Source organism: Rhodosalinus halophilus (assembly GCF_003298775.1).
Lineage (GTDB): Bacteria > Pseudomonadota > Alphaproteobacteria > Rhodobacterales > Rhodobacteraceae > Rhodosalinus > Rhodosalinus halophilus.
On record NZ_QNTQ01000008.1, the window covers coordinates 55,857 to 78,657 of the forward strand.

General features: G+C 70.0%; 19 protein-coding genes. 14 read left to right on the plus strand and 5 right to left on the minus strand.

Annotated features, from left to right (window positions below):
* Positions 1-18 precede the first annotated feature (18 nt).
* Entirely contained in the window at positions 19-804 is a 786-nt protein-coding gene (locus DRV85_RS09745; RefSeq protein ID WP_113289269.1) for an enoyl-CoA hydratase, read from the minus strand.
* 57 nt (positions 805-861) lie between these two features.
* Here DRV85_RS09745 and DRV85_RS09750 point away from each other — a divergent pair, with 57 nt between their 5' ends.
* From DRV85_RS09750 to hflX, 5 genes are all read left to right on the plus strand, one after another.
* Positions 862-1,302 (plus strand): PaaI family thioesterase, encoded by a 441-nt coding sequence (locus DRV85_RS09750; protein WP_233495462.1) that lies wholly within the window; start codon positions 862-864, stop codon positions 1,300-1,302.
* 146 nt (positions 1,303-1,448) lie between these two features.
* On the plus strand, positions 1,449-2,825 hold the full coding sequence (gene trkA / locus DRV85_RS09755; protein ID WP_113289271.1) for a Trk system potassium transporter TrkA: 1,377 nt from the start codon (positions 1,449-1,451) through the stop codon (positions 2,823-2,825).
* 4 nt (positions 2,826-2,829) lie between these two features.
* Positions 2,830-4,341, plus strand: a complete 1,512-nt coding sequence (locus tag DRV85_RS09760) for a potassium transporter TrkG (protein ID WP_113289272.1) — start codon at positions 2,830-2,832, stop codon at positions 4,339-4,341.
* A gap of 167 nt (positions 4,342-4,508) precedes the next feature.
* Positions 4,509-4,748, plus strand: coding sequence for an RNA chaperone Hfq (hfq, locus tag DRV85_RS09765; protein WP_113289500.1), 240 nt, complete (start codon positions 4,509-4,511; stop codon positions 4,746-4,748).
* Positions 4,741-6,024 carry a GTPase HflX gene (gene hflX, locus DRV85_RS09770; protein WP_113289501.1) on the plus strand — a complete coding sequence of 428 codons (1,284 nt, stop codon included), beginning with the start codon at positions 4,741-4,743 and terminating at the stop codon, positions 6,022-6,024. The genes hfq and hflX overlap by 8 nt, the downstream gene beginning before the upstream one ends.
* Before the next feature lie 31 nt (positions 6,025-6,055).
* Here the strand turns inward: hflX and DRV85_RS09775 are convergent, their stop codons facing one another.
* Entirely contained in the window at positions 6,056-7,021 is a 966-nt protein-coding gene (locus DRV85_RS09775; protein ID WP_158540137.1) for a LysR family transcriptional regulator, read from the minus strand.
* Positions 7,022-7,100: 79 nt separating this feature from the next.
* Here DRV85_RS09775 and DRV85_RS09780 point away from each other — a divergent pair, with 79 nt between their 5' ends.
* Positions 7,101-8,030, plus strand: coding sequence for a DMT family transporter (locus DRV85_RS09780; RefSeq protein ID WP_113289274.1), 930 nt, complete (start codon positions 7,101-7,103; stop codon positions 8,028-8,030).
* On the opposite strand, the gene DRV85_RS09785 is transcribed toward DRV85_RS09780, so the two are convergent.
* Positions 8,025-10,496 carry a penicillin acylase family protein gene (locus DRV85_RS09785; protein WP_113289275.1) on the minus strand — a complete coding sequence of 824 codons (2,472 nt, stop codon included), beginning with the start codon at positions 10,494-10,496 and terminating at the stop codon, positions 8,025-8,027. The genes DRV85_RS09780 and DRV85_RS09785 overlap by 6 nt on opposite strands.
* 104 nt (positions 10,497-10,600) lie before the next feature.
* Between DRV85_RS09785 and DRV85_RS09790 the strand changes: the two genes are divergently transcribed.
* Positions 10,601-11,479 (plus strand): NAD(P)-dependent oxidoreductase, encoded by an 879-nt coding sequence (locus DRV85_RS09790; protein WP_113289276.1) that lies wholly within the window; start codon positions 10,601-10,603, stop codon positions 11,477-11,479.
* Positions 11,480-11,605: 126 nt separating this feature from the next.
* On the opposite strand, the gene purL is transcribed toward DRV85_RS09790, so the two are convergent.
* Positions 11,606-13,765 (minus strand): phosphoribosylformylglycinamidine synthase subunit PurL, encoded by a 2,160-nt coding sequence (gene purL, locus DRV85_RS09795; protein WP_113289277.1) that lies wholly within the window; start codon positions 13,763-13,765, stop codon positions 11,606-11,608.
* Positions 13,766-13,889: 124 nt separating this feature from the next.
* On the opposite strand from purL, the gene DRV85_RS09800 reads away from it, so the two are divergent.
* Together DRV85_RS09800 and DRV85_RS19160 are read left to right on the plus strand one after the other, a co-directional pair.
* A complete protein-coding gene (locus DRV85_RS09800; RefSeq protein WP_113289278.1) occupies positions 13,890-14,150 on the plus strand; it encodes a hypothetical protein in 261 nt (86 codons plus the stop codon).
* Positions 14,151-14,349: 199 nt separating this feature from the next.
* A complete protein-coding gene (locus DRV85_RS19160; protein ID WP_158540138.1) occupies positions 14,350-14,526 on the plus strand; it encodes a hypothetical protein in 177 nt (58 codons plus the stop codon).
* A 297-nt stretch (positions 14,527-14,823) separates the two neighbouring features.
* On the opposite strand, the gene DRV85_RS09805 is transcribed toward DRV85_RS19160, so the two are convergent.
* Positions 14,824-15,729, minus strand: coding sequence for a LysR family transcriptional regulator (locus DRV85_RS09805; RefSeq protein ID WP_113289279.1), 906 nt, complete (start codon positions 15,727-15,729; stop codon positions 14,824-14,826).
* A gap of 195 nt (positions 15,730-15,924) precedes the next feature.
* On the opposite strand from DRV85_RS09805, the gene DRV85_RS09810 reads away from it, so the two are divergent.
* The 5 genes from DRV85_RS09810 (at position 15,925) to ccmE (ending at position 22,692) form a co-directional block, all read left to right on the plus strand.
* A complete protein-coding gene (locus tag DRV85_RS09810) occupies positions 15,925-19,326 on the plus strand; it encodes an indolepyruvate ferredoxin oxidoreductase family protein (RefSeq protein WP_113289280.1) in 3,402 nt (1,133 codons plus the stop codon).
* Between the two features lie 99 nt (positions 19,327-19,425).
* On the plus strand, positions 19,426-20,331 hold the full coding sequence (locus DRV85_RS09815) for a lysophospholipid acyltransferase family protein (protein ID WP_113289281.1): 906 nt from the start codon (positions 19,426-19,428) through the stop codon (positions 20,329-20,331).
* Positions 20,332-20,361: 30 nt separating this feature from the next.
* A complete protein-coding gene (locus DRV85_RS09820; protein WP_113289282.1) occupies positions 20,362-21,174 on the plus strand; it encodes a glutamate racemase in 813 nt (270 codons plus the stop codon).
* Positions 21,175-21,197: 23 nt separating this feature from the next.
* Positions 21,198-22,226, plus strand: a complete 1,029-nt coding sequence (argC, locus tag DRV85_RS09825; protein ID WP_113289283.1) for an N-acetyl-gamma-glutamyl-phosphate reductase — start codon at positions 21,198-21,200, stop codon at positions 22,224-22,226.
* A gap of 10 nt (positions 22,227-22,236) precedes the next feature.
* Positions 22,237-22,692, plus strand: a complete 456-nt coding sequence (gene ccmE / locus DRV85_RS09830) for a cytochrome c maturation protein CcmE (protein ID WP_113289284.1) — start codon at positions 22,237-22,239, stop codon at positions 22,690-22,692.
* The last annotated feature ends 109 nt before the right edge of the window (positions 22,693-22,801 follow it).

Below are 22,801 nucleotides of genomic sequence, written 5' to 3' on the forward strand. Positions count from 1 at the left end.
CGGGGGCTTGTCACGGGGTCACTGGCGCCAGTCGGGCGCGCGCTTTTCGAGAAAGGCCGCGATGCCCTCGTTCGTGTCGCTGTTCAGCATGTTCTCGACCATGGCCGCGCCGGTGAAGTCGTAGGCCTGTTCGAGCGGCATCTCCGCCTGGCGGTAGAAGCCCTGCTTGCCGATCTTCACCGCGCTGCCGAGCTTCGAGGCGATCGTGCCCGCCAGTGCCTCCGCCTCCGTCTCGAGCTGCTCGGGCGGGACCACGCGGTTGACGAGTCCGAGCTCGCGGGCGCGGGTGGCGTCCACGAATTCGCCCGTCACCAGCATCTCGAAGGCGTGCTTCAGAGGCACGTTGCGCGACAGCGCCACCATCGGCGTGGAGCAGAACAGCCCGATGTTCACGCCGTTGACGCCGAAGCGGGTGCCTTCGGCCGCCACCGCAAGATCGCAGGAGGCGACGAGCTGGCAGCCCGCGGCGGTGGCGATGCCGTGGACCTGTGCGATCACCGGCTGCGGCACCTCGCGGATGGTCTGCATCATCGTGGCGCAGCGCCGGAAGAGATCGTCGAAATAGCTCGCGCCGCCGTCCTCGGCCTGCCGTCCGGCCTGCATCTCCTTCAGGTCGTGGCCGGCGCAGAAGGCCTTGCCGCGGCCCGACAGGATCACGGCGCGAATCGCGCGATCCTCCTTCAGGGCGTCGAAGGCGGCCTGCAACTCGGCCAGCATCGCGTCGGAGAGCGCGTTGAGCCGCTCGGGCGCGGCCATGGTGAGGCGGGCGACGGCGCCGTCGTCCTCGCGTTCCAGTATGGTCATCTTGTCCTCCACTCCGCTTCGCGCCAACTCTAGGCGTCACGAAAGGCGGAGGAAAGCATGGCGGACGGCGCTCAGGGACTTCGGATGGACGCGGAGGCGCTCGCGGCCTTCATGGCGCGCGCGTTTCCGCAGGTGGCCGCCGATTTCGCGATCGAGCGGGTGGCGCCGCGCGAGATCGAGGTGCGGCTGCGGGTGGACGAGCGGCACCTGCGCCCGGGCGGCACCGTCTCGGGGCCGTCGATGTTCGCGCTGGCCGACGTCTCGGTCTATCTTGCGGTGCTGGCCATGATCGGGCCGGAGGCGCTCGCCGTGACCACCGGCTGCTCGATGGACTTCATGCGCAAGCCCGCCGCGGCCACGGACATGATCGCGCGCTGCCGGCTGCTGAAGCTCGGTCGCGCGCTGGCGGTGGGCGACGTGCTGGTCTTCTCGGAGGGCATGGAAGAGCCGGTGGCGCGGGCGACGATGACCTATTCGATCCCGCCCGCGCGCGGCTGAGGCGCGCTCCCTGGCCCTGACGGGCCGCGTCGCTCTTGCGAGGACCGACCGGAGGGAGGGACGAGCGCCCGCGGCGTCCGCGCGATTGACCCTGCCCGGGCCGCGTGCCATCCAGAACGGCGGAAGATGACGGGAGACGCCGGCCCATGAAGGTCATCATCTGCGGCGCGGGCCAGGTGGGCTGGCAGATCGCGCGCCATCTCTCGGGCGAGAAGAACGACGTCACCGTCGTGGACAACAACGCCGATCTGGTGCGCCGCGCGACCGATGCGCTCGACGTGCAGGGCATCGCCGGGCATGCCTCCTATCCCGACATCCTGGACCGGGCCGGCGCGCGTGACGCCGACATGATCATCGCCGCCACCTATTCGGACGAGGTCAACATGGTGACCTGCCAGGTGGCGCATTCGGTCTTTTCCATCCCGCGCAAGATCGCGCGGCTCCGCGCGCAGAGCTATCTGACCGCGATCTACTCGGACCTTTACCGGCGCGACCACATGCCCATCGACGTGGTGATCAGCCCCGAACGCGAGGTCGCGGACGCCGCGCTGCGCCGGGTCTCGAGACCCTCGGCCTTCGACGCGGAGAGCTTTCTGGGCGGCGGTGCGCAGCTTCTGGGGCTGCGGCTGACCGAGGCCTGCCCGGTCATCAACACGCCGCTGCGGCAGCTCACGGATCTCTTCTCGACGCTGCGCGCGGTGGTCGTGGGCGTGCGCCGGGAGGGCACGCTCTTCGCGCCCGAGCCCAACGACCAGCTCTTCGCCGGCGACGCCTGCTACGTCGTCGCGCATGCCGAGGACATCGACCGCACGCTGGAGATCTTCGGCAAGTCCAGCAAGCGCACCGAGCGCGTGGTGCTCGTGGGCGGCGGCAACGTCGGGCTCACGGTGGCCAAGGCGCTCGAGGCGCGCCCCGAGCGGATCCGCGCCAAGGTGATCGAGCGCGACCGCGCCGCGGCGGAGCGCGCGGCCGACGATCTGGAGCGCACGATCGTGCTCAACGGCGACGGCCTGGATGTCGGGCTGCTGAACGAGGCCAACATCGCGCGGGCGGACTCGGTGCTCTGCGTGACGGACGACGACAAGACCAACATGCTGGTCGCCGTGCGCGCCAAGTCGCTGGGCTGTCCCATGGCCATCGCCCTCGTCAACGACCCCACGCTCGAGCCGCTGATGGAGCCCCTGGGGATCGACGCCTACATCAACCCGCGCGCCACCACGGTGAGCTCGATCCTGCGGCATATCCGGCACGGCCGGGTGCGCGACGTCTATTCCATCGGCGACGCCGAGGCCGAGGTGATCGAGGCCGAGGTGCTCTCCACCTCGCCGATCTCCGGCCAGCGCATCCGCGACGTGGATTTCCCCGAGGGCGTGCTCGTGGGCGCGGTGCAGAAGGGCGAAAGGATCGTCAAACCCGAGGCGGGCACGCGCATCGACGAGGGCGACGTGATCGTGATCTTCGCGCTCGCCAAGGATGTCCCCGAGGTCGAGCGCCTGCTGCAGGTCTCGATCGACTACTTCTGAGCCGATGGCCCGGCTCTGGCGGCTTCCGCTGTTTCTGTTGCTCGCAGGGGCGGTCTCGGTCTCGATGCTGGCGCCGGCCGCCGTCGCGCTTGCGCGCGAGGAGTTCCACGTCGCGCGCAGCTTCTTCTACGCCGGCCTGCTCGGCACGCTGATCGTGGCCCTGATCGCGGTGGCGCGGGCCGGCCGCCCGCCCGAGCGCGACGCGCCGCGGCAACTGCTCGCGCTGCTGGCGGGCTTCGTGCTGCTGCCCGTGGGGCTGGCCGTCCCCTTCCACGAGGCGGTGCGGACGACGAGCTTTCTCAACGCCTATCTCGAGATGGTCTCCTGCCTGACCACCACGGGCGTGCCGATCTTCGAGCCGGGGCGGCTGTCGCCCGCGTTGCACCTCTGGCGGGCGCAGGTGGGCTGGATGGGCGGCTTCGTGATCTGGACCGCGGCGGTGGCGATCCTCGCGCCGCTCTCGCTGGGGGGCTTCGAGGTCACCGCCTCGGGAGAGCCAGGGCGGGCGGATCCGCGCCAGCCGGCGATGGCGACCGCGGCGCCGGCCACGCGGCTCGCGCGCGCCGCGCGGCGCCTCGCGCCCGTCTATGCCGCCCTGACCCTTGTGCTCTGGCTCATGCTCATGGCGCTCGGCGAGGCGCCCATGACCGCCGCGATCCACGCGATGGCGACGATTTCCACCTCCGGCATCTCGGACGCCGGCGGGCCGGTGGGCGCCACGGCGGGCTTCTGGGCCGAGGCGGTCATCTTCGCCTTTCTCTTCTTCGCGCTCTCGCGGCTCACTTTCTCGTCCGACACCCTGGCCAGCGCGCGCACGCGCCTGTCGCAGGATCCCGAGTTCCGCCTGGGCCTCGTGCTTGTGCTGGGCGTGCCGCTCGTGCTCTTCCTGCGGCACTGGGCGGGCGCCTACGAGGTCGACCAGGAGGAGAACCTGGCCCAGGCGCTGCGGGCGCATTGGGGCGCCAGCTTCACCGTGCTCTCCTTTCTGAGCACCACGGGCTTCGTCAGCAGCGGCTGGGGGGCCGCGCAGGTCTGGTCGGGGCTGGGCACGCCGGGCATGATCCTGATGGGGCTCGCGATGCTGGGCGGGGGCGTGGCGACCACGGCGGGCGGCGTGAAGCTTCTGCGGATCTATGCGCTCTATTTGCACGGTCTGCGCGAGATGGAGAAACTCGTGCATCCGTCGTCTGTCGGCCGCGCAGGCGGTTTCTCGCGCAGGTTGCGCCGGCAGGGCGCCTTCATCGCCTTCGTCTTCTTCATGCTCTTCGCGCTCAGCCTCACGGTCACGAGTCTGCTTTTCGCCGTCCTGGGCAGCAGTTTCGAGGAGGCCGTCGTGCTGGCGATCGCGGCGCTCACGACGACGGGGCCGCTTGTGATCTGGGCGCCCGAGACGCCGATCCTGGTGATCGAGCTGTCGCAGGGCGGCAAGCTCCTGCTCGCCGGCGCGATGGTGCTCGGCCGCTTCGAGCTGCTGGCGATCATCGCGCTGATCTCGCCGGCGCTGTGGCGCCGCTGACGCGCGGGATTTAGGGGCTGGAAACTCCGTCGCTTGCATCCCATACTTGTCCTTCGGATACCATGCCGCATCACGGCGCATATCGGGCGCCGTGCAAGGACACGCCATAAGACCCGGCTGGAACGACGACGTCCCGCAGGGATCAGAAGGAAAAAAAGGGACACTCAATGGCTTCGGACCGCCAGAATCTTCAGGACACCTTCCTCAACCATGTGCGCAAGACGAAGGTGCCTGTGACGGTCTTTCTCATCAACGGGGTGAAGCTTCAGGGCGTGATTACCTGGTTCGACAATTTCTGCGTGCTGCTGCGCCGCGACGGACAGTCGCAGCTTGTCTACAAGCACGCGATCTCGACCGTCATGCCCTCGCAACCGATCAATCTCTACGACGGCGACGACAATAGCTGACACGGGCGATACCGGCACCACGCGCGCGGCGGTCCTGCACCCCGACATCCGGACTGCGCCCGGCCGGCGTGACCCGCGCTACGCGCTCGAGGAGGCGGTGGCGCTGGCCGAGGCGTTGCCGGGCCTGTCGGTCGAGTGGGCCGAAACCGTCCGCCTGCCCAGGGCCCACCCCGGCACCTTCTTCGGCTCCGGCAAGATCGAGGAGATCGGCGCGCGTCTGAAGGAGGACGGCATCGAGCTGGTGCTGATCGACGGGCCGGTGACGCCGGTGCAGCAGCGCAACCTCGAACGCGCCTGGAAGGTCAAGCTGCTCGACCGCACGGGGCTCATTCTCGAGATCTTTTCCGATCGTGCCGCCACCCGCGAGGGCGTGCTTCAGGTCGAGATGGCGGCGCTGTCCTATCAGCGCACCCGGCTCGTCCGCGCCTGGACGCACCTCGAGCGGCAGAGGGGCGGGCTGGGCTTCGTGGGCGGTCCCGGCGAGACGCAGATCGAGGCCGACCGCCGCGCGATCGACGAACAGCTCGTCCGCCTGCGCCGCCAGCTCGACAAGGTGGTCAAGACCCGCACGCTGCACCGCGCCGCGCGCGCCAAGGTGCCCTATCCGATCGTCGCGCTCGTGGGTTATACGAACGCGGGAAAATCCACCCTCTTCAATCGCCTGACCGGGGCGGAGGTCATGGCCAAGGACATGCTCTTCGCCACGCTCGACCCCACCATGCGGGCGATCCGGCTGCCGGAGGGGCCCGAGGTGATCCTGTCGGACACGGTGGGCTTCATCTCGGACCTGCCCACCGAGCTGGTCGCCGCCTTCCGCGCCACGCTGGAGGAAGTGCTCGAGGCGGATCTGGTCCTCCACGTCCGCGACATCTCGCATCCCGAGACAGAGGATCAGAAGCGCGACGTCGAGACGATCCTCGAGGATCTGGGCGTCCTGGAGGCGACGCCAAAGATCGAGGTCTGGAACAAGCTCGACCTTCTGCCGGCCGACCAGGCGGAGGCGGCGCGCGCGACGGCGGCGCGACGGGCCGAGGTGGTCGCGCTCTCTGCGCTGTCGGGCGAGGGGATGGCGGATCTGACCGGGGCGATGGGGCGCGCGCTCGAGGGCGAGCGACGCGAGGAATCCCTGCACCTGGGCTTCGACGACGGCCGCCGCCGCGCCTGGCTTTTCGAAAAGGGCGTCGTGCTCGACGAGTCGCAGGACGAGGCCGGACATCACCTGCGCGTGCGCTGGTCGCCCAAGCAGGCGGCGCAGTTCCGCGCGATGGCGGGCTGAGCGAGAACGCCCGGCAGGGCGGCCGAGCGGCTCATCGCCCCTTGCGGGGCTCTTCGCACGTTTCGAAACCCAGCGTTCTGAGCGGGTTGCGATGCCGCTCGGACCAGGCCAACAGCCCCTGCGCGAGGCGGCCTGCGGGACTGTCCTCGGCGTCGCTGTCGCGCATCACGGTCCACCAGTCGAGCGCGAACTCTTCCTCGCTCGTGGCGCGGGTGACGAGCGTGCCGTCGGCGACCTCGGGCTCCACCGCCCAGCGGCTGAAGAGCCCCACGCCGAAGCCCGCGCGGATAAGGTCGATCGCCGCTTCCGGCGTGGGCATGGCGCGCACGTTGCGCAGCGGCGCGTTCGGGCGGCCCAGCAGCGCCTCCCACTCGAAGCCGGGCTCGGCCGAGATCGGATAGGTGAAGAGCCGGTCGTCGCCGATCACCCGGCTGTCCACGATCCGCTCCGCCGCCAGCCGGTGCGCCGGCGCCATCGCGACGACCAGCGGGTCCGAGCCCAGCCGGAACCAGCGCAGCCGGGGCATGGCGGCGGGGCGGCCATAGACCGTCACGACATCCACCGCGCCCTCGGCGAGGCTGGTGAAGGGCCGCGCCGTCGCCTCGCCCGACAGATCGACGGTGAGTTCGGGCGCGCGCTCCGCGAGGTAGGCCAGGAAATCCGGCAACCAGTGCCAGCGGCTGTAGGTCGCCTGACCCAGCCGGACGAGCCGGCGGTCGCCGGACTGCCGCGCCTCGATCTCGCGTTCGAGGCGGGCGAGTTCGCCCAGTGTACGCGCGGCGAAATCGCGCAGCTTGTCGCCCTCGGGGGTGAGCGTGACGCCCCCGCCCGGGGCGCGCCGGGTGAGCCGCGCGCCGAGCCGCCGCTCCGCCTCGCGCAGCCGGTGGCTGACGGCCGACTGGGTGACGCCCAGCCGCGTGGCAGCCGCGGTGAGCGTGCCGGTCTCGGCGAGCGCGTCGAGCACGGCGAGATGGTTCAGGTTGAGGCGCGGCAGCATGCCGGCCATTAGATCATTTCATGGCGCTTCTGAGAATTCGGAATTTTTCTCCGGCCTGCCTTGCGGGTAGAGCAGGCGCATGACCCAAGCCACGCTCAGACACTCCCCCCTGGCCGGGCCCGGGGCCGCCACCGCGGGAATCGTCGCGGCCTCGGTCTGCTTCGGGCTCGTGCCCCTTTTCGCGCGCGAGCTTCAGGCCGCCGGCATGGCGGACGCCGCGATCGCCTTCTACCGCTATGCCTTCTCGACGCTCGTGCTGCTGCCCTTCCTGCCGCGCGCGCGGGCGAAGCGCGGCCCGGCCGCGATCATGGTGGGAACGGGCGTGCTGATGAGCCTTGGCTGGCTGGGCTATCTCGACGCGCTCAGAACGCTGCCGGTGGCCTCGGCCGGCGTGATCTACATGAGTTATCCGCTCTTCGCGCTTCTTCTGGGCTGGTTGCTGGCCGGCGCCGCGGTGGGCTGGCGCGGCTGGCTTGCCGGCGCGATGATCCTCGGCGGCGCGGCACTGCTGGCAGAGGGCGGCGGGCTCGCCGGGGCCGGACCGCTCGCGCTTCTGAAGGCGCTGGCCGCGCCGCTGACCTTCGGTCTGGGGATCGTGATCCTGTCGTCCTTCATGCACGGGCTCACCGCGCCCGAGCGGATGGTTTGCACCACGCTGGGTGCGGTTCTGGGGATGGCGCCGCTGCTGATGGCCACGCCGGTGGCAGGCTTCCTGCCCGCGTCGGAGGCTGGCTGGCTCATGATCGCGGGGCTGGGCCTCGCCACCGCCTTGATCCCGCAAATGCTCTACGTCTCTGCCGCACCGCGCGTCGGGCCCGGCCGCGCCGCGGCGGCCGGCAGCGTGGAACTGCCCACCATGCTGGCGATCGGTGCGCTCGCCTTCGGCGAGGTTCTGGGCCCGCGCGAGATCGCCTCGGCCGCGCTCGTGCTGGCCGCCATCCTGACCGCGCCGGCCGTGCGCCCGGGCGCGCCGGGGCTGACCGGGCGCAAGCGCCTCTTCGGGCTATGAGCCGTCGGGCCGCAGCACCGTGACGCCGACCGCACCGGCGCGCGCGAGTTCCGGGTCGAGCGACATGTTCACGTATTCGCCGCGCCGCCAGAGCTGGCCCAGATCGTCGTAGTGGCGTGACAGGAAGTGTCCCGATTGCCCGGTCGAGATCACGAAGACCGAGCTGTCCGGATCGGCGAAGTCGAAGACACCGCGGAAGCCCGCGCCATGCACGTTGAGGAAGGGGTCGGGATCCTCGCCGCCGGTGAGGCCGCGCATCAGCGTGTTGTCGCCGCCGCTGGTGGATTGCCGGATGTTCACGAAATATCGCAGCACCGGCACCTCGCCCAGCGTCTGGTGGTCGTGCGTGGCCTGATGCGCGTCCCCCCACCGCAGCGATTCGAGCTGGCTTCCGTAACGCTCCCCGATCCAGACGAGCGCGTCGTCGAGCGCGAGGCGCGCGATGTCGGTGCAGGTCTCGACGGCCGAGGACTGCCGGATGTCGCACCAGGCGCTCGCACCGTCCACGTCGCGGAAGACCCGCTCGATGAAGAGCGGCTCGGGATGGGTGAACTCGTCGGCCAGCGGGCCGAGATCGTCGCGGATCAGACGCTCCTGCAGGGCGCGCATCCAGGCGGCGTAGATCAGCGGCTCGGGCAGGTGCTCGTTCATCTCGCCGTTCCACTCGGCGAGCAGCGCGAGCGCGCGCTGGCGCTGGCGCTCGGGCGTGCCGGCGGGCGCGGCCTCTCCGGTGAACCACAGGTCGGCGCCCACCAGCGGCAGCAGCGCGCGCGCCGTGTAGCTCACCGTGTCGAGCTGCGCCTCGACGAAGCTGTCGCGCGTGTGAATCTCGCGGCTCTGCATCAGCCGCTGCCAGCGCTGGACGCGCTGGGTGTCGCCCCACCAGTAGGAGACGTGCAGCGGAAAGGGGCGGTCCACGATCTTGTTGTTTGTATTGCCGACGATCCCGCCCTGCGGGTCGATGAAGCCCGGATTGGACTCGAAGGGCAGGGTGCCCTGCCAGCGGTTTTCCGGCAGATACCCGAAGGAGGGCATGCGCCCCTGGGTCTGATGCGCCGCATCGCGGCGCGGCATCGCGCCCAGCAGCTTGAGCGCGATGCGCTCGCCGTCCGCCACGATCAGGTTCTGCGACGGCGCCACGAACCACGCCCCGGCCTCGAGCGCGGCATCGATCGAATCGGCATACATCATGCCGATCGCCGCGCGCATCGTCGTGTCCTGATCCGAGAGCGCCGTCCACGACAGCGCGGCGACATGGCCCGGCGGCGTGATCGTGCCCAGCCCGAAGCGGCCCGGCGGCAGCACCGGGCCGTTGTCCGTCCAGCGCAGGGTGACGGTGACGGGCGCCTGGTCCTTGATCTCGACGATGCTGCGGCGGGTCTCGAAGGCCTTCCAGCCGTCCGGCGTGCGGTATTGCTCCGGGTTCTCGGGGTTCAGCTCTTCGAGGAACACGTCCTGATCGTCGAGATTGGACGAGGTGATCCCCCAGCCGAGCTCGGCGCTGCGCCCCACGAGCACGGCCGGGATGCCGGGAATCGTGCCGCCGATGACCCCCCCGGCGGAGAGCTCGAGCCGCGCCAGATACCAGATCGCGGGCGCCGAGAAGCCGAGGTGCGGATCGGCCGCCAGCAGGGTGGACCCGGCCGCCGAGCGCTTGGGCGCCGCGGCCCAGGCGTTGGAGGCGCCCGAAAAGCGCGGCTTCGGCACGGGCCAGAACGGATGATCGGGCGCCGGCGCGGCCTCGGCGTAGCGCGGCAGGCCGGGCACCAGGCTCGCATAGTCCGGGAGCGCCGCGATCCCCTGGCCCGGGGCCTCGGGCAGGATGTCCTCGACCTCGCCCGGCCGGTCCTCGAGCGCGAGCGAGACGCGCGCGCGCAGCACCTCCTGGCCCAGATGGCCGGACAGCTGGAGCGCCATCAGCTTGACGAGCGCCACCGAATCCGCCGGCTGCCATGGCGCGATCGGCGCGTCGAAAAGGAAGAATTCCGGCGCGCCGCGCCCCAGGCTGTCGCGGTTGATCTCGGCCAGCCGCGCGTTGACGCCGGCCGCATAGGCCTCGAGCGCGGCACGGGTGCGCGCGTCCTGCGCCTCCAGCGAGGCCTGCGCGAGACGGTAGAGGTCGAGCCGCCGCAGAAGCGTGTCGACCTCCAGCGTGCGTGCGCCGAACTTCTCCGACAGCCGGCCCTGCACGGTGCGCCGCAGCACGACCATCTGCCACAGCCTGTCCTGCGCGTGGGCGTATCCCAGCCCGAAGAACACGTCGGCGTCGGCCTGCCCGAAGATGTGCGGCACGTTCGCGGTGTCGCGCACGATCTCCACCGGCGCCGAGATGCCGGCGACCGGCAGGCTCTTGTCGTAGTCGGGCAGGGAGCGCGAGGCGAGGTAGTAGACGACGACGGCGGCGAGCGCCACGAGCGCGACCAGCGCCGTGGCGATGCGCAGGAGCCATCGGAACACTGTGCCCATCGCGCCCTTTTCCCCGGCCGGAGCTTCGCCCTTGCCTTCCCGTGGTCTGCGCGAGACAAACGCTGCGCGCCGCGAAAGGCAAGAGCGACGAGGGGGAAGCTGCGATGGCGAAGGTTGCGTTCATCGGGCTCGGCGTCATGGGCTATCCCATGGCCGGGCATCTCGCGAAGGCGGGCCACGAGGTCACGGTCTACAACCGCACAGCCTCGAAGGCCGAGCGGTGGGTCGCGGAACACGGCGGGGACCGGGCGCCCACGCCGCGCGAGGCGGCCGCGGGCGCGGAGTTCGTCATGGCCTGCGTGGGCAACGACGACGACCTGCGCGCGGTCTGCACGGGCGCGGACGGCGCGCTCGCGGGGATGGGGGCCGGCACGGTCTTCGTCGATCACACGACGGTCTCGAAGCGCGTGACCGAAGAGCTCTACGCCGCGGCCGACCACGCGCAGGTGAGCTTCGTGGACGCGCCGGTCTCGGGCGGGCAGGCCGGGGCCGAGAACGGCAGGCTCTCGGTCATGTGCGGCGGCGACGCGGGCGCCTACGCCCGCGCCGAGCCGGTGATCGCCGCCTATGCCGCGATGTGCCGCAGGCTGGGGCCCTCGGGCGCGGGGCAACTGGCCAAGATGTGCAACCAGATCGCCATCGCGGGGCTCGTGCAGGGGCTCTCCGAGGCGCTGAACTTCGCCGACCGCGCCGGGCTCGACGGCGCGGCGCTCGTCGAGGTGATCTCGAAGGGCGCGGCCGGATCGTGGCAGATGGAGAACCGCTCGGCCACGATGCTCGCGGACGAGTTCGACTTCGGCTTCGCGGTGGACTGGATGCGCAAGGACCTGGGCATCTGCCTCGACACGGGCGACGAGATCGGCGCGGCGCTGCCCGTCACCGCGCTGGTGGACCAGTTCTACAAGGACGTGCAGGCGATGGGGGGCGGGCGCTGGGACACCTCCTCGCTGATCCGGCGGCTGAGGGCCTTCGACCGCGGGTGAGCGCGCCCAAGCGGTTTCGAAACCGCTTGGACAAGGGGGCTTTCAGCCCCCTCTGCCGCGCGGGCGCGCGGCATTCACCCCCAAGGATATTTGACCCAAGAAGAAGGGCCCGGGCTGCGGCGGGGCTCAGCCCAGCCGCGCGGCGAGGGCGCCGTCCCAGAGCGCCACGAGCTCGGCGAGCGGCGCCTCCGCGCGGCCCAGGCGCACGGTCTCGCCGGTGAAGCGGCCGACGGTGCGGATCGGCACGCCGACGCGGCCGGCGGCGATCATCAGCCCCTCGGCCTGGTCGAAGTTGCAGGCGACCAGGTAGCGCCCCTGGTCCTCGCCGAAGAGCGCGGCGGCGTCGTCATCGTCGAGCGCCACGCCGACGCCGCCGGCGGCGGCCAGTTCGAAGGCGGCGAGCGCGAGGCCGCCGTCGGAGAGGTCGGTGCAGGCGCGGATCAGCGCGCGGTTCTCGAGGATGAAGGCGCCGTTGCGCCGCTCGGCCTCCAGGTCGACGGGGGGCGCGTCGCCCTCGGCGCGACCGAACATCTCCCACAGCAGGGCCGAGCGGCCGAGGTGGCCCGGGCCCTCGCCCACCAGCACCGCGACGTGGCCTTCGCGGGCGCGGCCGGTGATCGCCTCCTCGATCCGCTCCACCAGACCGACGGCCCCGATGGTCGGCGTTGGCTGGATCGGGTGGCCGTCGGTCTCGTTGTAGAGCGAGACGTTGCCCGAGACGATCGGCATGTCGAGCGCGCGGCAGGCCGCGCCGATGCCCTGGATCGCGCCCACGAGCTGGCCCATGATGCGCGGCTTCTCGGGGTTGCCGAAGTTGAGGTTGTCGGTCGCCGCGAGCGGCCGGGCGCCGGCCGCCACGAGGTTGCGAAAGGCCTCGGCCACCGCCTGCTTGGCGCCCTCGACGGGGTTCGCCTCGACGTAGCGGGGGGTGACGTCGGCGGTGAAGGCGAGCGCCTTTTCGGTGCCGTGCACCCGCACCAGCGCGGCGCCGTGACCCGGTCCCTGCACGGTGTCGGCCATGACCATGTGGTCATACTGCTCCCAGACCCAGCGGCGCGCGCAATAGTTGAGCGAGCCGACGAGCGCCCTGAGACCCTCGATCGGGTCGATATCGGGCAGGGGGCCGAGCGGCACCTCCGGCTCGGAGGGCAGCCATTCGCGGTCGTATTCCGGCGCCTCGCCGGAGAGCGCGCGCAGCGGCAGGTCTGCGCGTGTCTCGCCATTGTGCACGACCAGGAAACGATCCTCGGCGATCGTTTCGCCGACCACGGCGAAGTCGAGGTCCCATTTCTCGAAGACGGCGCGCGCCTCGGCCTCCTTCGCGGGGTCGAGGACCATGAGCATGCGCTCCTGGCTTTCGGAGAGCATCATCTCGTAAGGGGTCATGCCGGGCTCGCGGCAGGGCACGCGGTCGAGGTCGAGGCGGATGCCCAGGCCACCCTTGTCGCCCATCTCGACGGCCGAGCAGGTCAGCCCCGCCGCGCCCATGTCCTGGATCGAGACGACCGCGCCGGTCGCCATCAGCTCGAGGCAGGCTTCCATCAGGCGCTTCTCGGTGAAGGGGTCGCCCACCTGCACGGTGGGGCGCTTCTCCTCGAGCCCCTCGTCGAACCCGGCCGAGGCCATGGTCGCGCCGCCCACGCCGTCGCGGCCGGTCTTGGCGCCGAGGTAGACGACGGGGCGGCCCACGCCGCTGGCCGCCGAATAGAAGATCCTGTCGGCCTCCGCGAGCCCGGCGGCGAAGGCGTTGACGAGACAGTTGCCGTCGTAGGCCGGGTGAAAGCGCAGCTCGCCGCCCACGGTGGGCACGCCGAAGGCGTTGCCGTAGCCGCCGATGCCCGCCACCACGCCGTGCACCAGCGCGCGGGTGCGCGGGTGGTCGGGGCGGCCGAAGGAGAGCGCGTTCAGCGCCGCGATGGGCCGCGCACCCATGGTGAAGATGTCGCGCAGGATGCCGCCCACCCCGGTCGCCGCGCCCTGGTAGGGCTCGATGTAGGAGGGGTGGTTGTGGCTCTCCATCTTGAAGACGACGGCCTGCCCGTCGCCGATGTCCACCACGCCGGCGTTCTCGCCGGGGCCGCAGATCACCTGCGGGCCGTCCGTCGGCAGCGTGCGCAGCCATTTCTTCGACGACTTGTAGGAGCAGTGCTCGTTCCACATCGCCGAGAAGATGCCGAGCTCGGTGAAGCTGGGCTCCCGGTTCAGCAGGCGCAGGATGTGGGCGTATTCCTCGGGCGCGAGGCCGTGGGCCTCGACGAGCTCGGGCGTGATGGCGGGCTCGGACATGCGGTTGCGGTCCCCTCGCAGATCGACCGCGCCCGTCTTAGGGCATGGGCGGGCAGGGGGAAAGGCCCGCCGGTTGCGCGGCCGGCGCGCGACGTGATACCGTCGTATACAACAGGAGCAGCCGATGTCCGACCCGCGCCGCACAGTGATGGTTCCGATCGCGCGCCAGTGCCGCATGGTGGCCGTGGCGCTGATCGCGTCCCTGTGGCGCACGCGCGCGCCCGAGGAAATCGACGCGGCGATCGGCGGGCTTCCGGCGGCACGGCAGAGCGCCGTGGTCGGGGGCGTTCTGGGGTTTCTGTTCCTGCTCAGCCTCTTCGCCGCGCAGTTCGGACTCGTCGGGCTCGCGCTCTTCTGGCTGGCGGTAATCCTCATCGTTTCGTGATCGGCGCGTGAGCGTCAGCGCGCGTGCTGCAGCGCAGCGCGCAAGGCGTTGACCTTGCGTCCGTTTTCGCGCCCGCCCTGGCGGTATGCTTTCGTATGCTATTGAGAAATCAAGAAAAATTTCAAGACCGGCGTGATCCGGCGAGACACTTGCGGCGTAGACAGGGGCAGACTTCGCCAATGGGAAAGGACACGACACGATGGAACAGCTTCCGATCATCCTGTGCCTCGGCACGCTCGGTTTCGCCGTCGCCTTCGGCTACATCAGCGCGCGCGCCACGGAAAAGCAGATGCGCGACGGCAATCACAAGAAATCGGCGCTCTCGCGCGATGGTATGGAGGAACGGCTGCGTCGCGGCGCGGTCGACGCCGGCTGAGCCGGGGCGGGCGAGACCAGTCGCCTTTTCAACCACAAGCAGAATTGATCCACTGGCGACGGCGCCCCCGCAGCGGGGGCGCCGTTCGCGTTTTCCGGGCGCGCAAGGCCGCGGCAAAAAAAAGGCCGAGACTAAGTCTCGGCCGAAGTCCAACAGGGAGGTATGAAGATGATGCGCTGCTAGGCGCCATCGCCTTCGACCGATCAGATAGGCGGCAGAAGTGAATCGATCAAGCAGTTTCGACCAGATGGTCAGACATGCCGGCTATGCGTTGCGCGCAAGTCTCACTCGCTGCGCTCACTCCGCCGCCTTCCCCCGCTGCTGCCGGCGCTGCGCGGCGATCTCGGCCTGCACGAAATCGCGGAAGGCGGCGATGCGGCGCGACTGACGCAACTCTTCCGGGTAGGCCAGGAAGACCGGCACCTCGTTCGATTCCACCTCGGGCAGCACGCGCTGCATCTCGGGGAAGTCGTGCGAGAGGTATTCGGGCAGCACGCCGATGCCCAGATGCGCGAGCACGCCCTGCAGCACGCCGAAATAGTTGTTCACCGTCAGCGTGGAGTGCGGCTGATAGGTCATCAGATGGGCCACGAGGCTCGCGCCGGCGCTGACCTGCGGCGCGCGCGGGTTCTGGCAGATCAGGCGATGGGCCGTGAGCTGCTCGGGCACCTCGGGCGCGCCGTGCATGCGCAGGTAGTCGGGAGAGGCGTAGAGCCGCATCCGCACACCCATAAGGCGCTTGCGGATCAGGTCCGCCTGGCTGGGTTCCTTCATGCGGATCGCCACGTCCGCCTCGCGCATCGGCAGGTCGAGGACGCGCTCCTCCAGCATCAGGTCGATCTTCAGGTCGGGATACTTCTCGTAGAACTTCGCCAGCCGCGGCACCAGCCAGAGCGAGCCGAAGCCGGTCGTGGTCGTGACCTTGAGCTCGCCGAAGACCTCCTCCTCGCTGTCGCGGATACGCGCAGCGGCGGCCTCGAGCCGCTTGGTCATCGCGCGGGTCGCGTCGAAGAGCAGCTCGCCCTGCTCGGTCAGGATCAGCCCGCGCGCATGGCGGTGAAAGAGCGTCGCGCCCAGGCTTTCCTCGAGCGCGCGAATCTGGCGGCTGACCGCCGACTGCGAAAGATTGAGGCGCTCGCCGGCGTGGGTGAGCGAGCCGGCATCGGCCACGGCGTGAAAGATTCTGAGCTTGTCCCAATCCATCGCGACAGGTCCTTTCCCGGCGGGAGCCGCCGCTTGCTTAATGGCACGAAAATGCCGCGCAGGGAACGCCCGGACGGATCGGGCGGCGTGGCGAAAGCGCACGCTTGAACGGATTCGCCTCTATACAGGTCAGTTATCCAGACCTATTATTCCGTCACGTTCAGACTACATCCCGTGCAGGCAGGGAGGCACGGCATGACGATCCAGAAGGTCTCGCTGAGCGACCGGCTCGACCTTACGAAATCACCCGTTCTGCTCAACGGCACGCAGGCGCTTGTGCGTCTGATGCTCACCCAGAAGGAACGCGACCGGCGCGCCGGTCTGAACACCGCGGGCTATGTCACGGGCTACCGCGGCTCGCCGCTGGGCGCCGTGGACATGCAGATGTCGCGCGCGCAGAAGCTTCTGGCGGACAACGACATCGTCTTCCAGCCGGGCCTCAACGAGGATCTGGCGCTGACCGCGGTCTGGGGCTCGCAGCAGGCGGGCCTGCGCGGCGAGGGGAAATACGACGGCGTCTTCGCGCTGTGGTACGGCAAGGGGCCGGGCGTGGACCGCTCGGGCGATGCCATGCGCCACTTCAACATGGCGGGCACCGACGCGCAGGGTGGCGCCATCATGGTGATGGGCGACGACCACACCGGCGAGTCCTCGACCACCTGCCATCAGTCCGACTGGGCGCTGGTGGACGTGCACATGCCCGTCCTCTCGCCCGCGGGGGTGCAGGAGATTCTCGATTTCGGCGTCTACGGCTACGCGCTGTCGCGCTACGCGGGTGTCTGCGTGGGCCTGAAGGCGGTGAAGGACACGGTGGAAGCGACGGCCGTGGTGGACGGCCGGCCGGACCGGATGCAGCTCGTCACCCCGGACTTCGCGCTGCCCGAGGCCGGCCTCAACATCCGGCTCGGCGACCACTGGGTGCCGCAGGAGGAGCGGCTGCTCGCGCACAAGCGTTACGCGGCAGAGGCCTTCGCCCGCGCCAACGGCATCGACAAGCGGGTGTGGGGCAAGCCGGGGGCGAAGATCGGCTTCGTCTCGGCCGGCAAGAACTGGCTCGACCTCGAACACGCGCTGACCCTGCTGGGCATCGACGCGGAAGAGGCCGAAAGGCTGGGCATCACCACCTACAAGGTCGGGCAGACCTGGCCGCTCGACATGGAGAGCTTCCACGACTGGGCCGAGGGGCTCGAGCTCATCGTGGTGATCGAGGAAAAGCGCAAGCTCATCGAGGTGCAGGTCAAGGAGGCGATCTTCGACGACCGCCGGGGCCGGCGTGTCTATGGCGGGCGCAAGAACGGCGAGGTGCTGTTCCCGACGCATTACGCTCTCGACCCGGTGGATATCGCGGCGAAACTCGGGCGCATCCTCATCGAGGAGGGCCGTGAGACGGACGGCATCCGCAAGGGCCTCGAGACGCTGGAGGAGGCGCGGCGCGCCGACAACGCGCAGGACATCGCGGCCCGGCTGCCGTATTTCTGCGCCGGCTGCCCGCACAACACCTCGACGCGCGTCCCCGAGGGCAGCCGGGCGGGCGCCGGCATCGGCTGCCACACCATGGCGCTCTGGATGGACCGCTCGACCGAGGGATTTACCCACATGGGGGCGGAGGGCGCCAACTGGATCGGCGAGGCGCCGTTCTCGACCCGCCGCCACGTCTTCCAGAACCTGGGCGACGGCACCTACAATCACTCCGGCACGCTCGCGATCCGCGCGGCGATCGCGGCCGGCGTGAACATCACGTACAAGATCCTCTACAACGACGCGGTCGCCATGACCGGCGGGCAGCCCAACGAGGGCGAGCTCACCCCGGACCGCATCGCGCGCGAACTGCTGGCGATGGGCGTGCGCCACGTCGCGGTCGTCTACGACGAGAAGGAAGAGCCCGACTGGACGCATTTCCCCAAGGGGATAGCGCGCCATGAACGTGCCGAGATGGACGAGGTGCAGGAAAAGCTGCGCGAGATGGAGGGCGTCACCGCCATCCTCTACATCCAGACCTGCGCGGCCGAGAAGCGCCGCCGCCGCAAGAAGGGCGCCTTTCCCGACCCGGACAAGCGCGTCTTCATCAACACCGACGTCTGCGAAGGCTGCGGCGACTGCGGCGTGCAGTCGAACTGCGTGGCCATCGTGCCTGTCGAGACCGAGCTCGGCCGCAAGCGCGCCATCGACCAGTCCGCCTGCAACAAGGATTTCTCCTGCCTTAAGGGGTTCTGCCCCAGCTTCGTGACGCTGGAGGGTGCCGAGGTCCGCCGCGAGGCCGCGACCGACCTCAAGCTGCCCGATCTGCCCGAGCCCGAGCTTCCGAAGATCGACCGCACCTGGAACGTGGTGATCACCGGCGTGGGCGGCACCGGCGTCGTTACGCTGGGCGCGGTGCTCGCGCAGGCCGCACAGATCGAGGGCAAGGGCGCCGCGATGATCGAGATGGCGGGCCTGGCGCAGAAGGGCGGCGCGGTGCTGATCCACTGCCGGCTGGCCGAGCGGCCCGAGGACATCAGCGCGATCCGCGTGGCCACCGGCGAGGCCGATGCGCTGATCGGCGGCGACCTCGTGGTGAGCGCGGGCGCCAGGACGCTCGGCCTCACCTCCACCGGCCGCACCGGCGGCGTCGTCAACAGCCACGAGATCATCACCGGCGAATTCACCCGCAACACCGAGTTCCGCATCCCCACCGAGGATCTCACGCTGGCGCTCGAGCGGCGGTTGCGCGACCGGCTGCAGACCTTCGACGCCACCGCGCTGGCCGCGAAGGTGATGGGCGACTCGATCTACTCCAACATGATCGTCATGGGCGCGGCCTGGCAGCGCGGGCTCCTCCCGGTGAGCCACGAGGCCATCGCCGAGGCGATCCGCCTCAACGGCGCCGCGGTCGAGGCCAATCTGCGCGCCTTCGAGGTGGGCCGCTGGGCGGCGCATGCGCCGGCCGAGGCCGCCGATGTCCTCGAGGACAAGGTGCACGAGCTGCCGCGCTCGCTCGACGAGCAGATCGACTACCGCACCGAGCAATTGACCGCCTATCAGGGCAAACGGCTCGCCCGGCGCTACCGAAAGCTGGTCGACGGCATCCAGGACCGCGCGGTGAAGGAGGCGGTGGCCAAGGGCTATCACAAGCTGCTGGCCTACAAGGACGAATACGAAGTCGCGCGGCTGCTGCTCACGACCCGCGAGAAGGCGCGCGAGGAGTTCGGCGGCGACTTCCGCATGACCTTCCACCTCGCGCCGCCGATGCTGACGGGCAAGGACGCGAACGGCCGACCTAAGAAGCGCGAATTCGGCCCCTGGCTGGAACGACCGCTCAGGCTGCTGGCGCGGATGCGGTTCCTGCGCGGCACGCCCTTCGACCCCTTCGGCTATTCCGCCGAGCGCCGCATGGAGCGCCGCCTGATCCGCGACTACGAGGCCGACATGGCCGAGGTCTTGCCGAAGCTCGGCGACGACACGCGCGACGCCATCGTGGCGCTGGCCGAGCTGCCGCTTTCGATCCGCGGCTTCGGCCCGGTGAAGGAGGCCAACGCCGAAAAGGCCGCCAGGCGGCGCGAGGAACTGCTGAGCGTCATCCGTCAGGGCGGCGCGCCGCTCGCCCGCGCGGCCGAGTAGCCGGGTAGCGTCATGCGCCGGTCATGGCTTCGTTACAGTCTCTGGCGATCAGGATCGAACCGCCCTATGTGCCCTGCGCCAGAGTGAGAGGCCCCGCACATGACCGAGCGTCGCACCGCGCGCGACATAAGCTACTACCGCTCCGCCCGGACCCGCGGCGGCCGCGCCATGATCCGGCTGATGGAGAACGCGACCGGGCGCATCCGCCTGATCCGCCGGGCGCGCGGCTACGAGCACGAGGTCGCCGCCGGCCGCGACTTCTGGGAGGTCATGGTCGAGCGCTACGGCCTGTCGCTCGAGGTCATCGCCGGCTCGATCGAATCGATCCCGCGCGAGGGGCCGCTCGTGGTGATCGCGAACCATCCCTACGGCATCCTCGACGGGCTCATGCTGGGCCACATGCTGTCGGTCGTGCGGGGCGATTTCCGCATTCTCGCGCACAAGGTCTTTCGCAAGGCCGCCGATCTCGACCGGGTGATCCTGCCGGTGAACTTCGACGAGACGCGCGAGGCGCAGCGCGAGACGCTGGAGACCCGGCGCGAGTCGCTGCGCTATCTCGCCGCCGGCGGCTGCATCGGGGTCTTTCCCGGCGGCACCGTCTCGACTGCCGCGCGGCCCTTCTCGCGCCCGATGGACCCCGGCTGGCGCAGCTTCACCGCCCGGATGATCGCGCGCTCGGACGCGACCGTGGTGCCGGTCTATTTCGACGGCACGACCTCGCGGCTTTTTCAGCTCGCCAGCCACCTGCACTCGACGCTGCGCATGGGGCTGCTGATCTCGGAATTCCGCAAGCGCGTGGACGCGCCGGTGCGCGTGGCGATCGGCGCGCCCATCCCGCCCGACGAGCTGGCCGCGCGCGCCGCGGACACGCGCGCCATGATGGACTTCCTCCGCCGCAAGACCTATGAGCTGTCGCCGGAGCCGCTTCGCAGCTACGAATACGGCTTCGAGTTCGAGGAACGGCACCGTCCTTCGGGGCGGGAAGAGCGGCAGCGCGTCTACTAGGCGCCGGGCGCCGCGGGACAGGCGGGCAGCATGGCGGTTGGGATTTTCGATTCCGGCCTTGGCGGACTGACGGTGCTCGACGCGGTGACGCGGCGCCTGCCGGATGTACCCTTCGTCTATCTCGGCGACAACCGCAACGCGCCCTACGGCGTGCGCAGCGCCGACGACGTGACGGAGCTCACCAAGGGCGGTGTCACACGGCTCTGGGACGAGGGCTGCGATCTGGTGATCCTCGCCTGCAACACCGCCTCGGCCGCCGCCCTGCGGCGCCTGCAGGAGACCTGGGTGCCGCCCGACAAGCGCGTGCTCGGCGTCTTCGTGCCCTTGATCGAGGCGCTGACAGAGCGGCAGTGGGGCGACAACTCCCCCCCGCGTGAGGTGTCGGTGAAGAATGTCGCGCTCTTCGCCACGCCGGCCACGGTCGCCTCCCGCGCCTTCCAGCGCGAACTCGCCTTCCGTGCGATCGGCGTGGACGTGGAGGCGCAGGCCTGCGGCGGCGTGGTGGACGCGATCGAGGAGGGCGACCTGATCCTCGCCGAGGCGCTGGTGCGCTCCCATGTCGAGGCGCTGCTGCGCAAGATGCCGCAGCCGGAGGCGGCGGTGCTGGGCTGCACGCACTACCCGCTGATGGAACAGGCGTTCCGCGACGCCCTGGGCCCTGATGTCGCGGTCTATTCGCAGCCGCAGATCGTGGCCGAGAGCCTGGCGGACTACCTCGCCCGCCGTCCCGAGATGCGCGGCGCGGGTGAGCGGCCCGGCTTTCTCACCACCGGCGATGCGCGCCGCGTCTCGGACCGCGCGATACAGTTCCTCAAGCGCGAGATCGCCTTTCTTCCTGCCTGAAAACTGAGCCGAAAGACACTGACATGACTTCCAGAATCGCCATTCTCGGTGCCTCCGGCTATACCGGCGCGGAGCTTGTGCGGCTGATCGCCACGCATGGGCGAATGGAGATCGCCGCGCTCACGGCCGACCGGAAGGCGGGCAGCCCGATGGCCGAGGTCTATCCCCATCTGCGCCACCTCGACCTGCCGCACCTTCAGCGAATAGAGGAGGTGGATTTTTCGGGCATCGACATGGTGTTTTGCGCCCTTCCTCACGCAACGAGCCAGGCGGTGATCGCCGATCTGCCGCGCGATCTGAAGATCGTCGATCTCTCCGCCGACTTCCGGCTGCGCGACCCGGCCGACTACGAGCGCTGGTATGGCAAGCCCCATGCCGCGCCGGAGCTTCAGAAGGAAGCCGTCTATGGCCTGACCGAGTTCTACCGCGACGAGATCCGCGGCGCGCGGCTGGTCGCGGGCACCGGCTGCAACGCGGCGACCGGCCAATATGCGCTGCGCCCGCTCATCGCGGCGGAGGCGATCGACCTCGACGACATCGTGCTCGATCTCAAGTGCGCGGTCTCCGGCGCCGGGCGGTCGCTCAGGGAGAACCTGCTGCATGCCGAGCTGTCGGAGGGCTACCATCCCTATGCCGCCGGCGGCACCCACCGGCATCTGGGCGAGTTCGACCAGGAGTTCTCGGCGCTTGCCGGCCGCCCCGTGCGGGTGCAGTTCACCCCGCACCTGATGCCGGCCAATCGCGGCATCCTCGCCAGCGCCTACGTGACGGGCGACGCGCGCGTGGTGCATGACACGCTGTCGCAGGCCTACGCGGACGAGCCCTTCCTGCAGGTGCTTCCCTTCGGCGAGCTGCCCTCGACCCGGCACGTAAGAGGCTCGAATCTCTGCCATATCGGCGTGTCGGGCGACCGGCTTCCGGGCCGGGCGATGGTGGTCGCGGCGCTCGACAACCTCACCAAGGGCAGCTCCGGCCAGGCTTTGCAGAACGCCAACCTGATGCTAGATATACCAGAGCATACCGGGCTTATGCTCGCGCCCTGTTTCCCGTGAGGCGACGTCGATGAGAGGTCTCAAGAAGAAGCGCCGCATCCAGATCGTGATGGTCGCCGCCGCGGCGCTCGTGCTCTCCACCGGCCTGATCGGCTACGCGATGCGCGACGGCATCAACTTCTTCCGCGCGCCCAGCCAGATCCTCGCCGAGCCGCCCGCGCCGACGGAGACCTTCCGCATCGGCGGGCTGGTCGAGCAGGGCAGCCTCGTGCGCGGGCAGGGCGAGACGGTGCGCTTCTCGGTGACCGACGGCGGGGCCTCGATCCCGGTGGTCTTCACCGGCGTGCTGCCCGACCTCTTCGCCGAGAACGAGGGCATGGTGGGCACGGGCCGTTACGTGGACGGCGTCTTCGAGGCGACGGAAATCCTCGCCAAGCACGACGAGACCTACATGCCCAAGGAGGTCAAGGACGCTCTGGAAGAGCAGGGCGTCTACCGCCACTACGAGGGCGAAGAGGGCACCTGACGCTCCGCCTCAGCCTTCGTTCCGCCCGGGGCGGCCGAGCGGCACGAGGCAGCTCTCTTGATCCAGGCGCCGGCAGAGGCTCGGAACGAGCGCCCGCCACACGGGCGGG

Coding starts and splice junctions, on each gene's coding strand:
- DRV85_RS09745 (WP_113289269.1), bottom strand. CDS start 804: ATGACCATACTGGAACGCGAGGACGACGGCGCCGTCGCCCGCCTCACC.
- DRV85_RS09750 (WP_233495462.1), top strand. CDS start 862: ATGGCGGACGGCGCTCAGGGACTTCGGATGGACGCGGAGGCGCTCGCG.
- trkA (WP_113289271.1), top strand. CDS start 1,449: ATGAAGGTCATCATCTGCGGCGCGGGCCAGGTGGGCTGGCAGATCGCG.
- DRV85_RS09760 (WP_113289272.1), top strand. CDS start 2,830: ATGGCCCGGCTCTGGCGGCTTCCGCTGTTTCTGTTGCTCGCAGGGGCG.
- hfq (WP_113289500.1), top strand. CDS start 4,509: ATGGCTTCGGACCGCCAGAATCTTCAGGACACCTTCCTCAACCATGTG.
- DRV85_RS09775 (WP_158540137.1), bottom strand. CDS start 7,021: ATGCTGCCGCGCCTCAACCTGAACCATCTCGCCGTGCTCGACGCGCTC.
- DRV85_RS09780 (WP_113289274.1), top strand. CDS start 7,101: ATGACCCAAGCCACGCTCAGACACTCCCCCCTGGCCGGGCCCGGGGCC.
- DRV85_RS09785 (WP_113289275.1), bottom strand. CDS start 10,496: ATGGGCACAGTGTTCCGATGGCTCCTGCGCATCGCCACGGCGCTGGTC.
- DRV85_RS09790 (WP_113289276.1), top strand. CDS start 10,601: ATGGCGAAGGTTGCGTTCATCGGGCTCGGCGTCATGGGCTATCCCATG.
- purL (WP_113289277.1), bottom strand. CDS start 13,765: ATGTCCGAGCCCGCCATCACGCCCGAGCTCGTCGAGGCCCACGGCCTC.
- DRV85_RS09800 (WP_113289278.1), top strand. CDS start 13,890: ATGTCCGACCCGCGCCGCACAGTGATGGTTCCGATCGCGCGCCAGTGC.
- DRV85_RS19160 (WP_158540138.1), top strand. CDS start 14,350: ATGGAACAGCTTCCGATCATCCTGTGCCTCGGCACGCTCGGTTTCGCC.
- DRV85_RS09805 (WP_113289279.1), bottom strand. CDS start 15,729: ATGGATTGGGACAAGCTCAGAATCTTTCACGCCGTGGCCGATGCCGGC.
- DRV85_RS09810 (WP_113289280.1), top strand. CDS start 15,925: ATGACGATCCAGAAGGTCTCGCTGAGCGACCGGCTCGACCTTACGAAA.
- DRV85_RS09815 (WP_113289281.1), top strand. CDS start 19,426: ATGACCGAGCGTCGCACCGCGCGCGACATAAGCTACTACCGCTCCGCC.
- DRV85_RS09820 (WP_113289282.1), top strand. CDS start 20,362: ATGGCGGTTGGGATTTTCGATTCCGGCCTTGGCGGACTGACGGTGCTC.
- argC (WP_113289283.1), top strand. CDS start 21,198: ATGACTTCCAGAATCGCCATTCTCGGTGCCTCCGGCTATACCGGCGCG.
- ccmE (WP_113289284.1), top strand. CDS start 22,237: ATGAGAGGTCTCAAGAAGAAGCGCCGCATCCAGATCGTGATGGTCGCC.